The 16,961-nt window shown below is 71.8% G+C and carries 13 protein-coding genes and 1 pseudogene; 2 read left to right on the plus strand and 12 right to left on the minus strand.

Annotated elements, in window-relative coordinates:
• Nucleotides 1-37 precede the first annotated feature (37 nt).
• The 5 genes from OHB04_RS18910 to bldG form a co-directional block, all read right to left on the minus strand.
• Nucleotides 38-1,777: a class I SAM-dependent methyltransferase gene (locus tag OHB04_RS18910; RefSeq protein WP_326807868.1), complete on the minus strand. Its 1,740-nt coding sequence runs from the start codon at nucleotides 1,775-1,777 to the stop codon at nucleotides 38-40.
• Between the two features lie 574 nt (nucleotides 1,778-2,351).
• On the minus strand, nucleotides 2,352-2,912 hold the full coding sequence (locus tag OHB04_RS18915; protein WP_326807869.1) for a small secreted protein: 561 nt from the start codon (nucleotides 2,910-2,912) through the stop codon (nucleotides 2,352-2,354).
• 263 nt (nucleotides 2,913-3,175) lie between these two features.
• Complete coding sequence (locus tag OHB04_RS18920) at nucleotides 3,176-5,575, minus strand: sodium-translocating pyrophosphatase (RefSeq protein WP_326688863.1); 2,400 nt, start codon at nucleotides 5,573-5,575, stop codon at nucleotides 3,176-3,178.
• 710 nt (nucleotides 5,576-6,285) lie between these two features.
• Complete coding sequence (locus OHB04_RS18925; protein ID WP_326688864.1) at nucleotides 6,286-6,831, minus strand: ATP-binding protein; 546 nt, start codon at nucleotides 6,829-6,831, stop codon at nucleotides 6,286-6,288.
• A gap of 140 nt (nucleotides 6,832-6,971) precedes the next feature.
• A complete protein-coding gene (bldG, locus tag OHB04_RS18930; RefSeq protein ID WP_016473000.1) occupies nucleotides 6,972-7,313 on the minus strand; it encodes an anti-sigma factor antagonist BldG in 342 nt (113 codons plus the stop codon).
• A gap of 71 nt (nucleotides 7,314-7,384) precedes the next feature.
• Here bldG and OHB04_RS18935 point away from each other — a divergent pair, with 71 nt between their 5' ends.
• Nucleotides 7,385-9,931: a DEAD/DEAH box helicase gene (locus tag OHB04_RS18935; protein WP_405804896.1), complete on the plus strand. Its 2,547-nt coding sequence runs from the start codon at nucleotides 7,385-7,387 to the stop codon at nucleotides 9,929-9,931.
• 201 nt (nucleotides 9,932-10,132) lie between these two features.
• Here the strand turns inward: OHB04_RS18935 and OHB04_RS18940 are convergent.
• The 7 genes and pseudogenes from OHB04_RS18940 to ssd form a co-directional block, all read right to left on the minus strand.
• Nucleotides 10,133-10,489, minus strand: a pseudogene (locus OHB04_RS18940) (Rv3654c family TadE-like protein); the annotation flags it as partial.
• On the minus strand, nucleotides 10,431-10,805 hold the full coding sequence (locus tag OHB04_RS18945; protein WP_326688866.1) for a TadE family type IV pilus minor pilin: 375 nt from the start codon (nucleotides 10,803-10,805) through the stop codon (nucleotides 10,431-10,433). The gene OHB04_RS18945 and the pseudogene OHB04_RS18940, both read right to left, overlap by 59 nt.
• A gap of 154 nt (nucleotides 10,806-10,959) precedes the next feature.
• Nucleotides 10,960-11,160 carry a DUF4244 domain-containing protein gene (locus OHB04_RS18950; RefSeq protein WP_326688868.1) on the minus strand — a complete coding sequence of 67 codons (201 nt, stop codon included), beginning with the start codon at nucleotides 11,158-11,160 and terminating at the stop codon, nucleotides 10,960-10,962.
• A gap of 52 nt (nucleotides 11,161-11,212) precedes the next feature.
• Nucleotides 11,213-12,130 (minus strand): type II secretion system F family protein, encoded by a 918-nt coding sequence (locus OHB04_RS18955; protein WP_326688869.1) that lies wholly within the window; start codon nucleotides 12,128-12,130, stop codon nucleotides 11,213-11,215.
• On the minus strand, nucleotides 12,127-13,002 hold the full coding sequence (locus tag OHB04_RS18960; RefSeq protein WP_326692801.1) for a type II secretion system F family protein: 876 nt from the start codon (nucleotides 13,000-13,002) through the stop codon (nucleotides 12,127-12,129). Before OHB04_RS18960 ends, OHB04_RS18955 begins: the two co-directional genes overlap by 4 nt.
• Before the next feature lie 68 nt (nucleotides 13,003-13,070).
• The gene (locus OHB04_RS18965) at nucleotides 13,071-14,330 is read right to left on the minus strand and encodes a TadA family conjugal transfer-associated ATPase (protein ID WP_326692802.1); all 1,260 of its coding nucleotides are present in this window, start codon (nucleotides 14,328-14,330) and stop codon (nucleotides 13,071-13,073) included.
• Nucleotides 14,331-14,413: 83 nt separating this feature from the next.
• The gene (gene ssd, locus OHB04_RS18970) at nucleotides 14,414-15,556 is read right to left on the minus strand and encodes a septum site-determining protein Ssd (RefSeq protein ID WP_326807871.1); all 1,143 of its coding nucleotides are present in this window, start codon (nucleotides 15,554-15,556) and stop codon (nucleotides 14,414-14,416) included.
• 453 nt (nucleotides 15,557-16,009) lie between these two features.
• Here ssd and OHB04_RS18975 point away from each other — a divergent pair, with 453 nt between their 5' ends.
• The gene (locus OHB04_RS18975) at nucleotides 16,010-16,843 is read left to right on the plus strand and encodes an HAD family hydrolase (RefSeq protein ID WP_326807872.1); all 834 of its coding nucleotides are present in this window, start codon (nucleotides 16,010-16,012) and stop codon (nucleotides 16,841-16,843) included.
• Nucleotides 16,844-16,961: the final 118 nt, after the last annotated feature.

Genomic DNA, 16,961 nt, shown 5'->3' on the forward strand with positions numbered 1-16,961 from the left:
CCGGATGTGTGCCCCCGGCCCCGGATGCCCGTGGGTGTCAGGCGCCCGCCACACCGTTGCCGAGATTGCCGTCGCCCGGAACGGCGTTCTTGACGGCCGCACCGGGCCCGAACTGTCCGGCATCCACCGGCGTCAGGAACCCCTGTTCGACCAGCAGCCGGATCGACTCCGGCGTACGGGCCCGTAGCTCGGCCGGGTCCTCCCCGAGCAGCTGGCCGATGGCGTCGAGGATGCGCCCCGCGCTCAGCGTCCCGTCGCACACACCCGCGAATCCCGCGCCGACCGTGTCCACCGTCGTCGCGCGCCGCATGCCCCGGTTCTGGCGCAGCACCACATATTCCGGATCCTCGGCGCCCGGCAGCCCGACCTGCTCCTGCACCACCTCGTCGGCGAGGACGAACCGGTGTTCCAGCAACGCCGCGTCGGACGTCTCCCGCAGGAAGTCCTGCCGTTCGAAGTGTGAGCGGACCACTTCGCCGAGCGGCTGCTCCACCGGATGCGGCCACTCCTCCGCGAGGACGGACGGACGTTCCGCTTCCGTGCGCCGCAGGGTGATCCAGCCGAAGCCGACGGCCTTGGTCCCGCGCGCCTCGAACTCCTCCAGCCAGGCGTCGTAGTGCGCGGCGTACGTGGCCGGATCGCGCAGGTGGTCGCCCGCGTCGCGCAGCCACAGCTCCGCGTACTGCGTCACGTCCTGCACCTCGCGCTGCACGATCCACGCGTCGCACCCGGCGGGCACCCAGGAGGAGACCCGCTCGCGCCAGTCCTCGTCGGCTCGGTGCTCCCAGTTGGCCAGCAGCTGGCAGTAGCCGCCGGGCGCCAGGTGCGCGGCGGAGCGCTCCACGAGGGTGCGGCACAGCGCGTCGCCCGCCATGCCGCCGTCGCGGTAGGTGAGGCGGGCGCCGGGGGAGATCACGAAGGGCGGGTTGGAGACGATCAGGTCGTAGGGCTCCTCCCCCTCGGCCGGCTCGAACAGCGAGCCCTCGCGCAGCTCGGCCGCGGGGGCTCCGGAGAGCGCGAGGGTGAGACGTGTCATATGCAGCGCACGCGGGTTGAGGTCGGTCGCGGTGACCTGAGTCGCCGAACGGCCGGCGTGCAGCGCCTGGATGCCCGAGCCCGTACCGAGGTCGAGCGCACGGGCGACGGGTCCGCGGACGGTGATGCCGGCCAGCGTGGTGGAGGCCCCGCCGACGCCCAGGACGAGGCTTGCCGCGTCGCCGCCCCGGTCCGAGGTGGCCGACGTGTCCGAGCCGGAGGTACCCGAGGTGGCCGAGCCCGAGGTGGCCGAAGTGCCCGGATCGCGCGCCGAGCCGATGCCGCCCGCGCCGCCGACGGCGCAGCCCAGGTCGCTGACGATCCACCAGTCCTGGTCCTCAGGGCCGCTGTAGGGCCGCACATCGACGGTCGCGCGGACGGAGGCCCCCGGACCGGGGCCGAGCCCCCCGCCGTCCTCTGAGCCCCTCTCAGGCGCTTCTCCCACCCGCTCCAGCCACCCGTCGGCGAGTGCCTCCTCGACGGGGAGCACCGAATGCGCACTGTCGTACGGCACGGGCTGCTGGAGCAGGAAGAGCCGTACCAGGGTCTCCAGCGGGCCCTCGCCGCGCGTGGCGCGCAGCGCGGGCACGGTCTCGCCGCGGGCGAGGGCCGCGTAGGCGGGAGCGCCCAGCAGTTCGAGGAGCCCGTCGGCGGTGAAACGGGCGGTCCGCAGGGCCTCTCTCAGCCGTCGGGTGCTCTCATCAGCGGGCTCGGGAAGCGCGTCAGTACTCACCCGCCCCATTCTCCTTCGTATCCGGGCCGAAGCGTCCTTCGCGGCGCCGACCCGGCTCCAGCTCCTGTCGCCACATTCGCTTCGTCGCCCGGAGGGCGGCCCCGCGGCGTCAGGTGCGTGCTCCGGGGTCCCCCCGGCCGGAGGCTGGGGGAATGCCGGGCGCAGGCCCTCGTACTGGACGTACTCGGGTCTGCGCCCGGTGCGACGAGCGGGGCGCCTCCCACGCCCTTGAGGCAGCGGGGGAGCGCGCATGGCGTCGCGGGCGGACGGGAACGCGACGACAGGGCCTAGTGCCGTGACCGGCAATGTTTGCCCGGAAGGAGCGTCGTCGTGGGGGCACCGCCCGCGCGAGCGGAGCCGAACGTGGGGGTGCGTGCGATCGCAAGGCGGCCGGAAGCCCTTGATCGGGGTCTCCCCTGCTCTGGGGGCACCTCCCGGCCGAAGGCCCGGGGGAGAAGTCGAGAGCTTGGGGAAGGAGCTACCAGGGCTTTTGGCCAACGCCGCTGGGGGCACCCCCTGCTCGGAGCGCTCGGGGGAGGGCGTGCCGGACGACGCGACGGGGCAAAACTTGCCGGGAGGGGCACTAGGAACCGGTGGAGCCGCTGGGCTTCTTGCAGCCCTCCTGGTTGGCCATCGACTTGCCCAGCTCACCGGACTGGAGCTTGCTGAGGGCCTTGTCGCCGCTCTTGCCGAGGGTGTCCAGCTTGGTGGCGACGCCCTTGAGGCCCTCGGCGAACTTCGACTGGTCCTTGGTGTCGAGCTTGTCGACGGTGGTCTTGAGGGTGCCGTACTGGGTGGAGAGGCTCTTGAGCTCCTTTACCGCGTCCTTCTGGAGTTTCTCCCCGCCGTCCACGGGCGGCGCCCCGGCGCCGTCGACCGCGCCGGCCAGCGACTTGTAGGCGCCGGAGATCTTCTGGAAGGCGGCCGAGTCGGTCTTCTTGACCTCTGCCGAGGACTCCTTCTGCTGGGATGCCTGGTCGATCGAGGAGTTGGCCTGCTGGATCTTCGTGACCTGCGGCCTGACCTCGTCGCAGACCTTCTTGGCCCAGTCGTCCGTCTTCTTGCCGCTGTCGTCGCTGCAACCGGTCAGCGCGAGTACGAGTGCCGCACCGCCGGACAGTGCAGCCGCAAGCTTCTTGTTCACCGGATCGGTCCCTTCCATGGCTGTTCGGCCCGGAACATACACGCCAGGGAGGGAGTGGCGACGAGTCGTCAGTTTTTTCTGTCCTTGATTACAGCCATTTGCACCAAAAGCACGTACCGGCATCGCGGGCATCCTCCGGCCGGAGCGCGGCGGCCCGTACTCCGGCACGAAGGAGGGCGGGCAGGGCGCCAACGCACCCTGCCCGCCCCCCTGTTGAGCTGCGGCGACGCGCCCGTTCCCGGCCGCGGTACGCCACGTTCCGGTTAGGAGGCGGCCACCGGATCGGTGGGCTTCGCCACCGGTTCGGTGTTGCCTTCCTCACCAACGGCGATCCCGCGCCGCTTGGAGACGTAGACGGCGCCGACGATGACCGCGATGGAGACCGCCGCGACCACGACCCGCGCGCCCACGCTCTGGTCCGCGCCGTAGCTGAACTTCACCACGGCGGGCGCGATCAGGAGTGCCACCAGGTTCATGACCTTCAGCAGCGGGTTGATCGCGGGGCCGGCGGTGTCCTTGAACGGGTCACCGACGGTGTCGCCGATCACGGTGGCCGCGTGCGCCTCGCTGCCCTTGCCGCCGTGGTGACCGTCCTCGACCAGCTTCTTCGCGTTGTCCCAGGCACCGCCCGAGTTCGCGAGGAAGACGGCCATCAGCGTGCCGGCGCCGATCGCACCGGCCAGGAACGCCGCCAGGGCGCCCACCCCGAAGGTGAAGCCCACGAAGATGGGCGCCATCACGGCGAGCAGACCGGGTGTGGTCAGCTCGCGCAGGGCGTCCTTGGTGCAGATGTCCACGACGCGCCCGTACTCGGGCTGCTCGCTGTAGTCCATGATCCCGGGGTGCTCGCGGAACTGCCGCCGCACCTCGTAGACCACCGAACCGGCCGACCGGGAGACGGCGTTGATGGCCAGGCCCGAGAAGAGGAAGACCACCGCGGCGCCGAACATCAGCCCGACCAGCGTGCTGGGCTGCGCGATGTCCATCAGCTCCAGCATCTTGCCGGCGCTCTGGTCCGCCTTGTCCAGCGCCTTGCTCAGCTCGGTGCGGTACGACCCGAAGAGCGCGGCGGCGGCGAGCACGGCCGTGGCGATGGCGATGCCCTTGGTGATGGCCTTGGTGGTGTTGCCCACCGCGTCCAGGTCGGTGAGCACCTGCGCGCCCGCGCCCTCGACGTCGCCGGACATCTCCGCGATGCCCTGCGCGTTGTCGGAGACCGGCCCGAAGGTGTCCATGGCCACGATCACGCCGACGGTCGTCAGCAGACCGGTGCCCGCGAGCGCGACCGCGAACAGCGCCAGCATCACCGTGCCGCCACCGAGCAGGAACGCGCCGTAGACGCTGAGACCGATCAGCAGCGCCGTGTAGACGGCCGACTCCAGGCCGAGTGAGATTCCCGACAGGACGACGGTCGCGGGCCCCGTGAGCGAGGTCCTGCCGATGTCGCGTACGGGCTTGCGGCTGGTTTCCGTGAAGTATCCGGTCAGCTGCTGGATCAGCGCCGCCAGGACGATGCCGATGGCGACGGCGACGATCGCCATCACCCGGGGGTCCCCGTCGTGGCCGAGGATGTCCTGGGCATTCTCGCCGGAGACACCCTTGAGGTCCGCGTAGCTGGACGGCAGGTACGCGAACGAGGCGATGGCCACCAGTACCAGGGAGATCACGGCCGAGATGAAGAAGCCCCGGTTGATCGCGGTCATCCCGCTGCGGTCCGCTCGGCGCGGCGCGACGGCGAACACTCCGATCATCGCCGTGAGCACCCCGATCGCGGGCACGAGCAGTGGGAAGACGAGTCCGGAGTCTCCGAAGACGGCGGTGCCGAGGATGAGCGCGGCCACCAGCGTGACCGCATAGGACTCGAACAGGTCGGCCGCCATGCCGGCGCAGTCACCGACGTTGTCGCCCACGTTGTCCGCGATGGTGGCGGCGTTGCGCGGGTCGTCCTCGGGGATGCCCTGTTCGACCTTGCCGACGAGGTCGGCGCCGACATCGGCCGCCTTGGTGAAGATGCCGCCGCCGACCCTCATGAACATCGCGATCAGCGCGGCCCCGAGGCCGAAGCCCTCCAGGACCTTGGGCGCGTCGGCCGCGTAGACGAGCACGACGCACGCGGCGCCGAACAGTCCGAGGCCGACGGTGAACATGCCGACGACGCCGCCCGTCCGGAAAGCGATCTTCATCGCCTTGTGCGAGACGGTGGTCAGATCGGCGGCAGGTTCCCCTTCCGCCGGAGTCGCCTCACGCGCCGCAGCCGCCACTCGCACATTGCTGCGCACCGCGAGCCACATGCCGATATAGCCGGTCGCCGCCGAGAAAGCCGCACCGACCAGGAAGAACAGCGAACGGCCGAGCCGCTGTTTCATATCGTCGGCAGGCAGCAGCATGAGCAGGAAGAAGACGACGACCGCGAATACGCCGAGGGTGCGCAGCTGCCGCGCGAGGTAGGCGTTGGCGCCCTCCTGCACGGCCGCCGCGATCTTCTTCATGCTGTCGGTGCCTTCGCCGGCGGCGAGCACTTGTCGTACCAGCACCACGGCGACGCCTAGCGCTGCCAGCGCGACAACCGCGATCACGATCGCGAGTCCCCGGTTGCCACTGGTCAGCTCTGCGGCGTCAGCGAGGTGCTGGGGGTTCTGAAGTGGGCTGAGATGCCCCGCCATTCGTCCTCCTTGACGTTTGGCACATGGGCGCGCGCAAGCACGCTCAGGCGTCCTGCTGCAAAGATGTGGACGGATTGTAGGGAGCGCCACTAGATCAAAACAGAGCGCAGCAGCGGGAATTCGCCCCGAACGGCGAAGATCAGCCGCGCATGACGCCGTTAATTCGCTCGCACGAGGGAAGGCGCAAATTCAACTGACGCCGTGAAAATGATCTCTCGAACGATCAAGAGGACCGGAAAACCCCCTGGTCAGAAATACGCGAAGAAGATCGAAAGAAGGTACGAGAAGGCCCGGGGAATCCGCACGGAAGATCGAAAAAGCCCACCGCAAGTGCGGCGGGCATATGGCGCGGACCCTCAGTACAGGGCCCGGAATCGATCACTCAACCCCCCGGTCGAGGCGGCCTGTCAGGTGCTTTGGATGCCAACGGGCCGACGAGCACCCGGGCGGGAGGCAGCCACAGAACGCCTGAGGGGGCCGTCAGCGGGCCGGGGGTCTGGCAAAGGCCGCCGGAGCCCGTCTGCGGACTCGCGAGGCTCACAGGCGGGCGTCAGAGCTCCGGAAGGACAGGGCCACACTCCGGACCTGAACGGACCCAGAGGGATCCCGACGACTCCATAGGGCGTTTTGACGGGCCAGGACACTTCCCCGGACGGGGCCCCACCTTCCCGGACGGGGCCACGCCAAGCAGGTCGGCGGTCGGGACGCCGTCAGGGGAGGACGGGCTCGGGAGTGGTGGGCCAGCTCATCCGGATCACGCCGCCGTTCTCGTCGGCGGAGACCTCGACGTCGTCGACGAGCCCGCTGATCACCGCGAGCCCCATCTCACCGTCGCCCTCGTCCTCTTCGGCGACGGGCTCGGGAATCTCGTCCCGCGCACCGGGCATCAACGCGCCCTCGGCCTCCACGATCCCGTCACCGGAGCCGGAACCGGCGGCCGGTCCGGAGCCGTTCCCCGACCCCGGAGGAGCGCCCAGCGTGTCTCCGGGCATCGTGAAGCGCGGGTGCGGCGCCTCGTCACCGACCTCGATGGAGAACTTCTTCTCGTCCTCGATCAGCGACACCCGCACCGGGCTGTCCACGCCGTTGCTCATATGGAGCCCGACGGCGCGTGTGCACGCCTCGCCGACGGCCAGCCGCACCTCATCGAGCACGGCTTCGTCCACTCCGGCGCGCCGCGCCACGGCGGCGGCCACCAGCCTTGCCGTCCGGACATGCTCCGGCAGCGCGCTGAAGAGCAGCTCTACGGTGGCCATCCATCCCCCTCGGTCTTCCCAGTGTGTCTGCGGGGCCCGCGCCCGGGGACTCGGAGAGCCGGACCCCAGCGACCGCGTTCCAGTCGTCAGCCGGTCCGCCGCCGCCCGCCCCAGGAGGGGCGGGCGGCGGCTCCGGTACTTCAGTCGGTGGCCGCTACGGCCTCGTCGACGGACGAGTGAATCGGGAACACCTTGGTCAGACCAGTGATACGGAAGATCTTGAGAATGCGCTCCTGATTGCACACCAAGCGCAGGGAGCCCTCATGGGCACGCACCCGCTTGAGTCCGCCGACGAGCACACCAAGGCCGGTGGAGTCGAGGAAATCGACTCCCTCCATGTCCACGACGAGGTGGTAGCTGCCATCGTTCACGAGCTCGACAAGCTGCTCCCGCAGCTTGGGCGCGGTGTATACATCAATCTCGCCACCGACCTCGACGATCGTGCGATCGCCTACGGTACGGGTCGACAGGGACAGGTCCACGGATCCTCCAGCACCTTGCTATCGAGCGGTCAGCCCCCTCGGTTCTCCCTCCCCCTGCCTGACGGAGGGAGGTGCCCCCAAAGGCAGGGGACGGATCGGCAGCCGCAGAGGCATTCAATCACTTACCAGCAGGGGAGTACGACGCCTTGCGGCCATTGTCCGTCTCGCCAGTGACACACTCGGTACCGATGGCCAACGAACAGCACACCCGGTCCGCGAGCGTACGCCCGCGAGCCGAGCCCGACCGCTCGGCTTCCCGCGGCGACCCTCGCGACGTGCTCGATCGTCTCACCAGGGGGGCGGACCGCGCCGGGCGCATCACCCATACGGAGCACTTGCCCCCGCGGGACGGTCGCCATGCAGAATGGCCCGACCGGATCCGGCCAGAAGTGATCGAAGCCGTGCGCGACGCGGGCATCGAGCGGCCTTGGGAGCATCAGGCGCACGCTGCTGCCCACGCCGTGGACGGCGAATCCGTGATCATCGCCACGGGCACGGCTTCCGGGAAATCCCTCTCCTACCTCGTTCCGGTGCTCAGCCATCTCCTCGACGGCTCCGAGGCGCCCAACGGCCGCGGCGCCACCGCGCTGTATCTGGCCCCCACCAAGGCGCTCGCCGCCGACCAGCGCCGCGCCGTCACGGAGCTGGCCCGCCCTCTCGGCACGGCGGTGCGTCCCGCCGTCTTCGACGGCGACACCCCGGTCGAGGAGCGCGAATGGGTGCGGCTGTACGCCAACTACGTCCTCACCAACCCGGACATGCTCCATCGCGGCATCCTGCCCGGGCACGCCCGCTGGTCCTCCTTCCTGCGCGCCCTGCGCTACGTCGTCATCGACGAGTGCCACACCTATCGCGGGGTCTTCGGCTCCCACGTCGCCCAGGTCGTCCGCAGGCTGCGCCGACTGTGCGCCCGCTACGGCTCCTCCCCCGTCTTCCTCCTCGCCTCCGCCACCGCCGCCTCCCCCGCCGAGGGCGCCGCCCGGCTCACCGGTGTGCGGCCCGTCGAGATCACCGAGGACACCTCGCCCCGTGGGGAGACGGTCCTCGCGCTGTGGGAGCCGCCCTTGACCGAACTGGAGGGCGAACGCGGCGCGCCCGTCCGCCGCACCGCCACCGCCGAGACCGCCGAACTGCTCACCGACCTCGCGATCCAGAATGTGCGCACCGTCGCCTTCGTACGCTCCCGCCGTGGTGCCGAACTGGTCTCCCTCATCGCCCAGGAGCGCCTCGCCAACGTCCCGGCTCCCCGCGCCTCCGCTGCGGTTCCGGGGGCCGGGCGGGGCGGGGGGCTGTCGTCGCGGATCGCCGCCTACCGTGGCGGCTACCTCCCCGAGGAGCGGCGCGCCCTGGAACGCGCCCTCCACACCGGCGAGCTGCTGGGGCTGGCCGCCACCAACGCCCTCGAACTCGGCATCGACATCTCAGGTCTGGACGCCGTCCTCATCACCGGATATCCCGGCACCCGCGCCTCGTTCTGGCAGCAGGCGGGGCGCGCCGGACGGGCGGGCCAGGGCGCGCTGGCCATCATGGTGGCCCGCGACGAGCCGCTGGACACCTACCTCGTACACCACCCCGAATCGCTCTTCCAGACCCCCGTCGAGTCCACGGTCCTCGACCCGCACAACCCCTACGTGCTCGCGCCCCACCTCTGCGCAGCCGCAGCCGAGATCCCGCTCACCGAGGCCGACTTCGCCCTGTTCGGACCGGAGACGGGCCAGCTCGTCCGCAAGCTCGAAGAGCGCAAGCTGCTCCGTCGCCGCGGCTCCGCCTGGCACTGGACCCGCAAGGAACGCGCCGCCGATCTCACCGACATCCGCGGCGGCGGGGGCAAGCCGGTCCAGGTCGTGGAGGAGGGCACGGGCAGGCTGCTGGGCACCGTTGACGCCTCCGCCGCTCATACGGCCGTCCACGACGGCGCCGTGCACCTCCACCAGGGCCGCACCTATGTGGTGCGCAGGCTCGACCTGGAGGATTCGGCCGCACTCGTCGAGGAGGCCAGCCCTCCGTGGACGACGATGGCCCGGGACACCACCTCGCTCACCATCCTGGAGACCGATCAGGAGGTCCCCTGGGGAGAGGCCAGACTGTGCTTCGGCTCCGTCGAGGTCACCAACCAGGTCGTCTCCTATCTGCGGCGGCGGCTGATGACCGGTGAAGTCCTCGGCGAGACGAAACTGGACCTGCCTCCCCGCACCCTGCGCACCCGCGCCGTGTGGTGGACGGTCACCGAGGACCAGCTCGATGCCGCCCGGATCAACCCGGAGATCCTCGCCGGTGCCCTGCACGCGGCGGAGCACGCCTCCATCGGCATCCTGCCGCTGTTCGCCACCTGCGACCGCTGGGACATCGGCGGCGTCTCCATCGCCCTGCATCCGGACACCCTCCTTCCCACGGTCTTCGTCTATGACGGCCAGCCGGGCGGCGCGGGCTTCGCCGAGCGGGCCTTCCACACCGCCAGGGACTGGCTGACGGCGACCCGCGACGCCATCGCCGCCTGCGAGTGCGAGGCGGGCTGCCCCTCCTGCATCCAGTCCCCCAAGTGCGGCAACGCCAACGACCCGCTCCACAAGCGCGGCGCCGTCCGCGTGCTCACCGAACTCCTCAAGTCCGCGCCCTGACGCCTCCGCTGCCGTGCGGCTGGACATCTCCGGCGCCGTCCGGCTGCCGCTGAGATCCCGTTCTCGCGGCCCGTACCGCTCGCTCCTCTCGCTTGAGCCCTCCCCTCCGGCTGTGCCGCCTCCTTCGCGTGTGCCGCCTTCTTCGTCCAGGCCGCTTCCGGTGCCCGAGCCAGTCCCGTCGGCGAGCCAAGGCCCCGCGCGGGACCGAGCCCGGGAGGCCAACGGCCCCCAGCGCGTCCGCACGTCCAGGTCCGCGACCTGACCGCGGACCGCACACCGGGCCACTCGCGCGCCCTGGGCCCGCGCCACCTGCCGGGCCGTCGCGCAGGCCCTCGCCTCGCCGTACAGGGCACGGTCAGCTGCCGCGAGCGCTGCCAGGTCGGCCGCCGCGCCGGCCTGGTGGCGCACGGCCACGGCCTGGCCCAGTGCGAGCACCCCGCCGAACACCGAGCACAGCGCCACCGCGGCCAGCGCGCCCCACACCGAGGCCGAACCCCGGTCACGGTCCCTCCCGCGCCACGGCCTCGCTCTCGTCCTCAACCTCCACCTCGCCCCCATCACCCGCTCCTCTCTCGTCCAGCGCCACCGCCGCGGACTCCAGCTCCAGCGTCAGGGGCCCCGGCCCAGCCGTCCGTGCCCGCACCACGACCCGCACCAGCTCGCCCTCTCTGGCCACCTGTGTGCGAGCGCCCGGCGCCGCCGATCGCACGGCGCTCTCCACTTTCGAGACGGGCTCGCCGCGTGCCGCCGCCCGCGCTCCGGCCCGCGCCGCGTCCACGCACTGGATCCTCAAGACCGCCGCCATGAGGCCCCACAGCAACACCACCACCAGCAGCGCCAGCGCCGGGATCACCACGGCGGCCTCAGCGGTCACATAGCCCGCGCTCCGGTCCGCTCCCCACCGGGCGTGCCATGCCGTCCTCAAGCGCCCACGCCCGGCCCCGCGCCCCGGCCCACGCCACCCCGCCCGCCTCCGGGCCCCCGGCCGCCCCCACCGTCTCCACAAACCCCCGTGCACGGCCGCCCCCTCAGAAGGGCCCGCTGAGGGCCCGCATGATGAGCCCTTCCATCTCGTCACTGACCGTGCCGCTGGAGACGACCTTGTAGAGCGCGGTCGCCAGCATGACGGCTGCCAGCGTCCCCACCGCGTACTCCGCCGTGCTCATCCCCCTGTCCCCCGCGATCCTCCGCGCCTCGCGCGCCCTCTCCCACAGCTCTCGAACCCTCATGAACATCGTTTCCTCTCCCTCGCTCGATCCCGCACCTCAGCGATCGACTTCCTCACCACAGCGACTTCGCGAGCCCCAGCACCACGGGGACCACCCCGATCGCCAGGAACGCCGGCAGGAAGCACAGCCCCAGCGGGCCCGTGACCAGGACCGCCGCTCTCCTCGCCTTGCCGGTCGCCACCCGCGCCCGTTCGCCGCGCAGCTCGGACGCCAGCCGGGTCACGGACTCCACCGCCGGAACCCCCGCCGTCCCCGCCCGCTCCATGCACCGGGCGAATTCCGCACCCCAGGGCCGCTCCGCGAACCGCCCCCACACCACTCCCGGTTCGGCCCCGAGCCGCAGCTCGGTCGCCGCACGCACCAGAGGCTCTCCCAAGGGCCCGCCCAGAGAGCCGCCCACTGCCTCCGCCGCCCGTTCCGGACCCGCGCCGGCGGCCAGGCAGGCGGCCATCAGCTCTGCCGCGAGCGGGAGATGCTCCCGTGCGGCCTTCTCCTCGGCGTCCTCGCCCTCTCCTGCGAGAGAGCGCCCTCTCAGCCACCACCACATGCTCCCGGCGGCCACCGCGCCCACCAGCCACCCGAACCCCCCTCCGACCAGCAGCGCTCCCAGCATCCCGGCGCTCAGCACACCGGCCCGCTCCAGCACCCTTCTCTTCCGCAGCCACTCCTCCCAGCCACGCGGCGCCCCGGGGCCCGACGCCAGCCCCCGTCTCCGCGAGGGCCTCCACCACTCCCGCGCCCCTGCCGAGAGCCCTGTCGCCGCGGGCGCGCCGCCGAACAGCGCCAGCGCCCGCCTGCGTACACCTGACTCGCGGCGTATCGCCGCCACCACCCCGGCCACACACCCGGCCGCCGACAGCACCGACACCCACATCCACACCCTGGGGACAAGTCCGCCCTCCCCCAGCCCGGCTACCGCCTCAGTGGCCGCGAGCCGAGCCGGCCCGACGGCCCCGTCCAGCCCCCTCACGCCTTCACACTCCCCTGCGTGCCCTCCGCCGCGCGGACGATCCAGGCCACCCAGGCCAGCCCGGCGCCCTCCAGCACGACCCCCGCCACCAGGCAGGCGAACCCGGCGGGGCTGTGCAGCAGCACCTTCAGTGGGTCCGCTTCCATGGCCGAGCCGAGCAGCAGCCCGAAGACGGGCAGCAGGGCCAGGACGAAGGCGGTGGAGCGCGGCCCCGCCAACTGGGCCCGCAGGTCCTCCCGCTGGTCCCGGCTCGCCCGCAGGGCACCGGCCACCCGGTCAAGGCCCTCGGCGAGCCCCGCGCCGCCCTCGACGGCCACCTGCCAACAGGCCGCGACCCCGGCCAGGCCCTCGGCGCCCGGCTGGCGTGCCGCCTCGCGCAGCGCTCCTGGCACATCGCCGCCGAACCGCGCCGCCGCCAGCACAGCCGAGCCCGCGTCGCCGAAGCGCCGGATCACGGCGGCGTCCCCCGCCAGCAGCGCTCCGTCCGGCTGCCGTCCCGCGCGCAGCTCGCCCGCGACGGCGGCGCACAGCTCGACCACCGCCGTCTCCCTGTCGAGCGCCGCCCGTCCCGCCTCGCTCCTCGCCAGCCATCCGCGTACCAGCGGCACCGCCACGAGTCCGGCGATCAGTGGAATCCAGGACCTGCCCAGCACCGCCAGCAGCACAGCGGCAGGCAGGCACCACCACGCGTGGCCCAGCCGCCCGCCGAGCCGGGCGCGCACGCCCCCCGCCAAGTCCCGCAGCCAGCCGGGCGGCTCGAACGCCCGGCGCGGTCCCGCCGTCTCACCGCCGCCGGCCAGCAGCAACCGTGCCCGGTTCGCCCCGTCGTCGCGTCCGGTCATCAGCCATGCCGCGGCACCGGCGCAGGCCATCGCCGCATAGGCCGACGAGACGGCCGTCGGTTCCGTGCCGGGCAGCAGGGTGCCCGCTGCCTCCGTGATCACGCCCTCCTCCTGTCCGTGCCGGTCCGAAGTCCACCGGCGGTATCGCCGGGCCGGCTCAGGAGCCCGTCCGGGCCGCTCAGCCCGCCCCGCTCGCAGAGCCGTTCGAGCCGGGCCCAACCCCGCTCCTTGACGAACCCTGCGCTCCCCGCACCCCGTACGCCGGCCGTCCCCTTCGCGCCGTCCCATACGGCCGCCGGGACTGTCGTCACCAGCCCGTTGCGGTCCCGCTCCAGCACGTGGATCTGGGCGATGCGCCGCTTCCCGGAGCGCCCCCGCACCAGGTGCACCACCACATCGAGTGCGGCGGCCAACTGGCTGTGCAGGGCTGCCCTGTCGAGTCCCGCAGTCGTCCCCAGGGCCTCCAGCCGGGCGGGGACATCGTCCGCCGCGTTCGCGTGCACAGTCCCGCAGCCGCCCTCGTGGCCGGTGTTCAATGCGGCCAGCAGGTCGGTGACTTCGGCTCCCCGCACCTCGCCCACGACCAGCCGGTCGGGGCGCATCCGCAGTGCCTGCCGCACCAGATCGCGCAGTTCCACACGGCCCACGCCCTCCTGGTTGGCGGGCCGGGCCTCCAGCCGCACCACATGCGGATGGTCGGGACGCAGTTCGGCCGAGTCCTCAGCGAGCACGATGCGCTCGGTGGGGCCGACCAGCCCCAGCAGCGTGGACAGCAGGGTCGTCTTCCCGGAGCCGGTGCCGCCGCTGATCATGAAGGAGAGCCTGGCGTCCAGCACGGCGCGCAGCAGCCGCTCTCCGCCCGGCGGCACCGTACCCGCCGCCACCAGCTCTCCGAGCCCGAATGCGCGGGGCCGCACCACCCGCAGGGACAGACAGGTCGAACCGACGGCGACGGGCGGCAGCACGGCGTGCAGCCGCGTTCCGTCCGGCAGCCGGGCGTCGACCCAGGGCCGTGCGTCGTCCAGCCGCCTGCCCGCCGAGGTCGCCAGCCGCTGAGCGAGCCTGCGGACGGCGGCGGCGTCGGGGAAGCGCACCTGGGTGTGCTCCAGACCGCACCCCCGGTCGACCCACACCTGGTCGGGTGCGGTCACCAGCACATCGGTGACCTCCGGGTCGGCGAGGAGCGCCTCCAGGGGCCCCGCGCCGACGAGTTCGGAGCGCAGGGCTTCGACCACCCCCAGCACCGCGCTGTCCCCCAGCAGCCGCCCCTGGGCGCGCAATGCCGCCGCGACCCTGGCCGGGGTCGGCTCGGCGCCCGACTCCGCGAGGCTGCGCCGTACGGCGTCCAGCAGGCCCATGCCCGCACCGCCCGCCCGGCCGGCTCGCTTTTCGGCGTCTCCGGTCGCAGGGCCGCCGCTCGTGGCGGAGAACTCCAGAAGGCTCATGCCGCCACCTCTCCCCCGCTGAGCACGCGCGCCCAGAACTCCCGGCAGAAGCGGGCCAAGGCTCCGTCCTTCGCGCAGCCGGGCGGCAGCCCCCGGTCGACGCTCTCCAGCAGGCCGCGCTCCCAGGGCAGCTCCCCGGCCAGTGGCAGGCCGAGCAGCCGTGCGACCTCCTCGTCGTCCAGCCCGGAGCCGTAGCCGCGCTCTCCGCCGGGGCCACCGGGGGTACGCACCACGGCCCGCAGGTCGCGCACCACCAGCTGCACCCGCGTGACCATCCGGTGAGCCGCCGCCACGGCGCGCAGCTCGGCGGGAACGACAGCGAGCCCGAGGTCGAGCTGGACCAGGGCCTCGGCCACCGTCTCGTCCATCTGGCGGGGCAGGTCGACGACGACCACGCCGCCGCGTCGACGGGCCGCGCACAGCACGGACTTCATCGCGTCGGCGGGGATCAGCGCGGACTCGCCGCGATCCCAGCTGAGCACGCTCAGGTCGTGCAGCCGGGGCAGTGACTCGGCGAGCGCCGCGCCGCCCACCCGGCCCCGCGATTCCGCGAAGGCCGGCCAGCGCAGGCCCTCGGCGCGCTCTCCGCCCAGCAGGACGTCGAGACCGCCGCCGAGCGGGTCGCCGTCGATCAGCATCGTGCGCTCTCCGGCGCGCGCCGCTGTGACCGCCAGGGCGCACGCGAGTGTGGAGGCTCCGGCTCCGCCCCTGCCGCCGATCACGCCGACGGTCAGCGCCGGGCGGCCCATCTCCTCGGAGGCGTCGGCGATGCGACCGGTGAGCCAGCTCTCCGCGTCGGGCAGCATCACCACGCCCTCGGCCCCGATCCTCGCGCCGCGCTCCCACACTCCCGAGTCGTCCAGGTCCCTGCCGACGAGAAGGACTCCCGGCCGGCGCAGGGCCACGCCGCCGTCCGCCCCGGCGTGGCCGCCGAAGCCCGGGGCAGCGGCGCAGTCGTCCCCCACGAGCACCAGTGGGGCGCGCTCCCACGAGGCCGCGCCGCCCCAGGCCGCCCAGCCGACGCCGCTCGCGGGGGCGCCGTGGGCGACCTCCGCTTCGGCTCCGGCGGCTGCGCACAGTCGCAGTAGGTCATCGAGGAGTTCCTCGTCCTCGGTGACAATCAGAATGTTTTCAGCCAAGATCCCGGCCCCCTTCGCACGGCGTGCACTCGCGTCCGCAAACGCCTGCGGACAACGCCGGGAATCACCGTGCGGCGAACCGGGAAAACTTGTGGATCATGGTCCAAAACTGTGGACAACCGGGGAGCTGTGAATAACTTGCTCACCCAAACCAGTGACTCCCGGAGAGCAGCGTAACGATTACACTCGGTTACAGCTCGGAGGAATCAGGGAGTCCGCCTCCGGGAGATCAAAAACGCCCCGGCCACCTGGGGCCGGGGCGGAGATATGCCTTCGGACATGCGACGACCCCCGCCGGGGGGGAGAGCGGGGGTCGTCCCCACGGCCGACTCGGGGGGGGAGGAGTCGGGCCGGGTTAGCACGGTCGCGAACGATCCGTGACTTCCATGGTGTACCCGAGAGCCTTCTCAGGCAAACCCACGCGCCCCAGCTTACGCCGAATGGTTGGCGCCTATGCTCGATACCGTGGAAAATCTAGCGATGCCCCGCACAGCCGCCTTCTTCGATCTGGACAAGACGGTCATTGCGAAGTCGAGCACGCTCACCTTCGGCAAGTCCTTCTACCAAGGTGGCCTGATCAATCGGCGCGCGGTGCTACGGACCGCTTACGCGCAGTTCGTATATCTCCTCGGCGGCGCCGACCACGACCAGATGGAGCGGATGCGCGAGTACCTCTCGGCGCTCTCCCGGGGCTGGGATGTAGAGCAGGTCAAGGAGATCGTCGCTGAGACCATCCACGACCTGATCGACCCCATCATCTACGACGAGGCGGCCTCGCTCATCGAGAAGCACCACCTGGCCGGCCGGGACGTGGTCATCGTCTCGACATCGGGGTCCGAGGTGGTCGAGCCCATCGGCAAGATGATCGGCGCCGACCGCGTCGTGGCGACCCGGATGGTGGTCGAGGACGGCCGCTTCACCGGCGAGATCGAGTACTACGCCTACGGCCCGACCAAAGCCGAGGCCATCCGTGAGCTGGCCGGGTCCGAGGGCTACGACCTGGCGCGCTGCTACGCCTACAGCGACTCCGCGACCGACTTGCCGATGCTGGAGGCCGTGGGTCACCCGCATGCGGTCAACCCGGACCGGACGCTGCGCAAGGAGGCCCTCGCGCGCGAATGGCCCGTGCTGTCCTTCTCCCGGCCCGTACGGCTCAAGCAGCGCATCCCCTCGCTGTCCATGCCCTCGCGGCCCGCCCTGGCGCTCACAGCCGTCGCCGTGGGCGCCGCTGCGGCGACGGCGGGGCTCGTCTGGTTCAACAACCGCCGCTCGGTCCGCCCCGCCTAACGATTTTCACCCTGTATAAGCAAGCAGGTGCAATTTAGCTCTGTACGCCCGTATTTGAACGGGAAAGTAAAGAACTGCGGGCAGGGGTTCCACTTCGCCTCTGTCGGGAGTACAAAGG

This window comes from Streptomyces sp. NBC_01775, from assembly GCF_035917675.1.
Lineage (GTDB): Bacteria > Actinomycetota > Actinomycetes > Streptomycetales > Streptomycetaceae > Streptomyces.